At 73.0% G+C, this 3,587-nt stretch carries 4 protein-coding genes and 1 riboswitch; all 4 genes read right to left on the bottom strand.

What is annotated here, in order from left to right; genetic code table 11:
- A partial coding sequence (locus AOK16_RS18390) for a transglycosylase family protein (protein ID WP_420865391.1) occupies nucleotides 1-296 on the bottom strand: 296 nt, incomplete at its 3' end.
- A gap of 7 nt (nucleotides 297-303) precedes the next feature.
- A riboswitch (cyclic di-AMP (ydaO/yuaA leader) is annotated at nucleotides 304-474 on the bottom strand.
- Nucleotides 475-730: 256 nt separating this feature from the next.
- Nucleotides 731-1,720: a LysM peptidoglycan-binding domain-containing protein gene (locus AOK16_RS18385; protein WP_055473325.1), complete on the bottom strand. Its 990-nt coding sequence runs from the start codon at nucleotides 1,718-1,720 to the stop codon at nucleotides 731-733.
- 162 nt (nucleotides 1,721-1,882) lie between these two features.
- Nucleotides 1,883-3,202 (bottom strand): cytochrome P450 family protein, encoded by a 1,320-nt coding sequence (locus tag AOK16_RS18380; RefSeq protein WP_055473324.1) that lies wholly within the window; start codon nucleotides 3,200-3,202, stop codon nucleotides 1,883-1,885.
- A 180-nt stretch (nucleotides 3,203-3,382) separates the two neighbouring features.
- A partial coding sequence (locus tag AOK16_RS18375; RefSeq protein ID WP_240483637.1) for a lysoplasmalogenase family protein occupies nucleotides 3,383-3,587 on the bottom strand: 205 nt, incomplete at its 5' end.

Here is a 3,587-nt window from a genome sequence, read left to right as displayed (position 1 = left end):
ATCTGCTGGTCCTTGGTGGCCAGGTCGGCGCGGGCCGCGTACCGCGTGCCGCCCGCGGCCTCCCAGCTGGACTGGGAGAACTGGAGGCCGCCGTAGTAGCCGTTACCGGTGTTGATGGACCAGTTGCCGCCGGACTCGCACTGGGCGACCTTCTCCCAGGTGTCGACCGACGCGGCGGAGGCGGAGGTGGCGCCCAGCAGCGGGGCGGCGGCAGCGGCGCCGGCGACACCGGCGAGCGTGGCGATGCGGACGGCCTTGGACGGACGGCGGTGCTTGCCCTTGTTGCCGGAAAGCAGCATGGAACGGTCTCCTCACCGACGCCTGCGAGGTGAGCTGTCGGGTTCGGGCTGTGAGTTCCCGGCCCGGTGCTCGCGCACCGGGCTTCACCCCAAGCCGGTCCGCCTGCTCGTTTCCAACAGGCTTGTCCGGCGCCTACCTTGGTTCCCCCGCTCCTGCCTTCGGCGCTTACGCGACGACTTCCTCCGACCACCGGCAGGATTCGGCGTGGTGGTCGGCGGGCCCGCCGCTTGGCGAGCGGTTAGACGTTAAGCACACAAGTCCCGGTGGTTCAAAGCAGGGCATCCAGCCACAGGAGCCTCTCAGGCCACTCCTGTTACCCCTATCTCCGCAGGTGAGGGCCCTTGCGGGCGTATCCGGCGGAAGGGATGGGCCGGTTGGTCCAGTGAGATGCTTGTCTCACTCACCCCAAACCGGTACATCCAACCCCGAACTACCCCTGGGAGACGCCGAGATCGAGGCGCTGACCAGGGAGGATCAGGTCCGGATCGTCGCCCACGACCCGCTCGTTGGCGTCGTAGAGCGCGGGCCAGCCGCCCGTGAGGGCGTGCTCCTGGGCGATTTCCGACAGGCTGTCACCCGGTCGGACGGTGTAGTCGCCGTCCGCGGCCCGGTCGGCGCGATCCGACCCACCGTCACGGGACGCGTGGCGGCCGCCGTTGCGGGTCCGCTCCTGGGTGGCCTCGGCGGGGGTACCGCGGTGCCTGCCGGAGCCGCTGCCCGTCTCCGTACCGGCGGCGGGCTCCGCGGACGGGGAGGAGGGGGCCGCTTCCGTACGGTCGCCGGTGCGGCCGTCCGTGCGGTGGCCGCCTTCGGGGCGGTCGCCGCGGTGGTGGCCGCGGCCGCCGCCCCCGCCGTCGCCCCGGCCGTCCTCTGAAGCTTCTTCCGAGCCCTTTTCGGCGCTCTTCCCCTGGCCCTTGCCAGACTTTGCCTCGGGCACATCCGCGGAACGGCCCGAGTCCCTGCCCGAGTCCCGTTCCGCGGGCAGGAGCGGGTCGAGCAGGCCGCCCGACTCCGGCCCGCCCGGGTCGACATCGGCGGCCGCGCCCGCGCCGTCCAGGCCGGCGTTGGTCGCGCAGCCCGGCCACGCCTCGGGGCCCTTCGCGGCCAGCACCTTCTCGGCGACGGCGATCTGCTGGGCGCGGCTGGCGAGATCGGCGCTCGGCGCGTACGCCCGGCCGCCGTACTCCTCCCAGGTGTCCTGGGTGAACTGCAGCCCGCCGTAGTAGCCGTTGTCGGTGTCGGCACTCCACAGGCCGCCGCTCTCGCACTGCGCGACCCGGTCCCAAGTCCCGGTGTCCGCGGCCTGCGCGCCGCCGCCCGTCAGCAGCGGCAGGGCGAGGCCCGCGCCGGTCACCCCCGCGGTCAGGAAGACGGCCGGGACCTGACGGGGGCGGCGGTGTCTGCCGTTGCCGGTACGCATGCGATGGCCTTTCGAGCGGCGGGGCGGCACTTGTCGTACGCGTCACCCGATGTCGTACGTGTCCGCGTGGGGCACGTGTGAGGCCTGAGGCCGGTGACGGTGCTCGAACGTAGCGACGACGCGCGGCCGTCTCAAGGAGATGTAGTGGAGATCACGCGAAGGTCACATAATTGATGGCCCGTCAGTTTCGCGCTCCGCCCCCTCGGGCGTGAACTCGACGGGCAGCGTGCGCAGTCCGCGCATGATGAGCCCGCCGCGCCAGCGCAAATCGGCAGGTTCCGCCGCAAGTCGGAGGTCCGGCAGCCGGGTCAGCAGCGTGGCCAGCGCGGTCTGCCCTTCGAGGCGGGCGAGCGGGGCGCCGAGGCAGTAGTGGATGCCGTGGCCGTAGCCGAGGTGCTTGTTGTCGCGGCGGGAGAGGTCGAGCGCGTCGGGGTCCGCGAAGCGCTCGGGGTCGCGGTCGGCGGCGGCCAGCACGACGAGTACGGGGTCGCCCGCGGCGATGCGCTGCCCGCCGATCGTGACCGGCTCGGTCGCGAACCGCCAGGTGGCCAGCTCCACCGGCCCGTCGTAGCGCAGCAGTTCCTCGACCCCGGTGGCGAGCAGCGCCGTGTCGCCCGCGGCCAGGGCCTGTTGGAGGCGGTGGCGCTGCCCGGGGTCGCGGAGCAGGGCGTACATGCCGTTGCCAATGAGGTTGACGGTCGTCTCGAAGCCCGCGAAGAGGAGGATGAAGGCCATCGCGGCGGCCTCGCTCTCGGTGAGGTGCTCGCCGTGGTCGCTGGCGCGGATCAGCCCGGAGATCAGGTCGTCGCCGAGGTCGGCGCGCTTGCGGTGGATGAGGTCCGCGAGGTAGGCCCGCATCTTCTTGACGGAGCGGGCGACTCCGCCGCGGGGGCCGCCGGCCTGGCCGCCTCCGGGGCCCGGGGGCCGTCCCCCGGGGTGCCGCAGCATGTTTCCCGCCCAGTCACGGAAGTCGTCCTGGTCCTCGGCGGGGACGCCCAGCAGGTCGCAGATCGCGTAGATGGGGAGCGGGAAGGCGAACTCGTGGATGAGGTCCGCCTCCCCTCGCCCCGCGAAGCCGTCGATGAGCCGGTCGGTCAACTCCTGCACGCGGGGTGCGAACTCGGCCACGCGGCGCGGAGTGAACGCCTTGGCGACCAGCCGGCGCAGCCGGGTGTGGTCGGGCGGGTCGATGTTGAGCAGATGCGTCATCAGGTTCGCGCCGCGTTCGCCCGGGATGCCCACCTTGCCCCTGCCGTGCGCGGCCTCGCTGTGGTGCGCGGGGTTCTTGCTCAGCCGCTGGTCGGCGAGCGCCTGCCGGGCGTCCGCGTACCGGGTCACCAGCCAGGCCTCCACCCCGCTGGGCAGCTCGGTCCTGTGCACCGGGCTGTGCTCGCGCAGCCACGCGTACGCGGGGTACGGGTCGGTGGCGAACTCCCAGGTGAAGAGGTCGGGCGGGGTGGGGGCGGTCGCGTCGTGCTGCACGGTCCGACCGTATCCCGCGCCGCGCGGCCCGGCCGTTCCCGGCCCTCGTCCGCGGGATCGGGGCCTCGCCACAGGGCCCGCTGGGCCGAGATCGGCCAGGCGAACTCGGCGGTGTGGGCGAGCGGTTGGCTGCTGCCCGCTCTGACTTCGGCCTCTCTTACGAGGTCAGGTGCTCGTCTCCTACGAGGCCGGGCCCTCGTTCCGCTCCGGCCAGCCCGTGGCGATGAGGTACTGGCCCGTGAGGTAGCCCGCCATGATCAGGACCTCGTGCGCCTCCCGCGAGGGCAACCGGCGGCCCGCGGCCTGGAGGCCGATCAGCAGGTCCGAGGCCAGGAAAGCCGCGGCGCCCGCGCCCACCTTGCCGCCCACCGCGAAGGCGCTCGCG

The organism is Streptomyces pathocidini (assembly GCF_001418495.1).
Classification (GTDB): Bacteria; Actinomycetota; Actinomycetes; order Streptomycetales; family Streptomycetaceae; genus Streptomyces; species Streptomyces pathocidini.
Note: the sequence above shows the minus strand (reverse complement) of the source record. Positions and strands in the feature narration are given on the sequence as shown.

What these genes read in the sequence shown, in the direction of transcription:
- AOK16_RS18385 (WP_055473325.1), bottom strand. Translation starts at nt 1,720, where the DNA reads ATGCGTACCGGCAACGGCAGACACCGCCGCCCCCGTCAGGTCCCGGCC.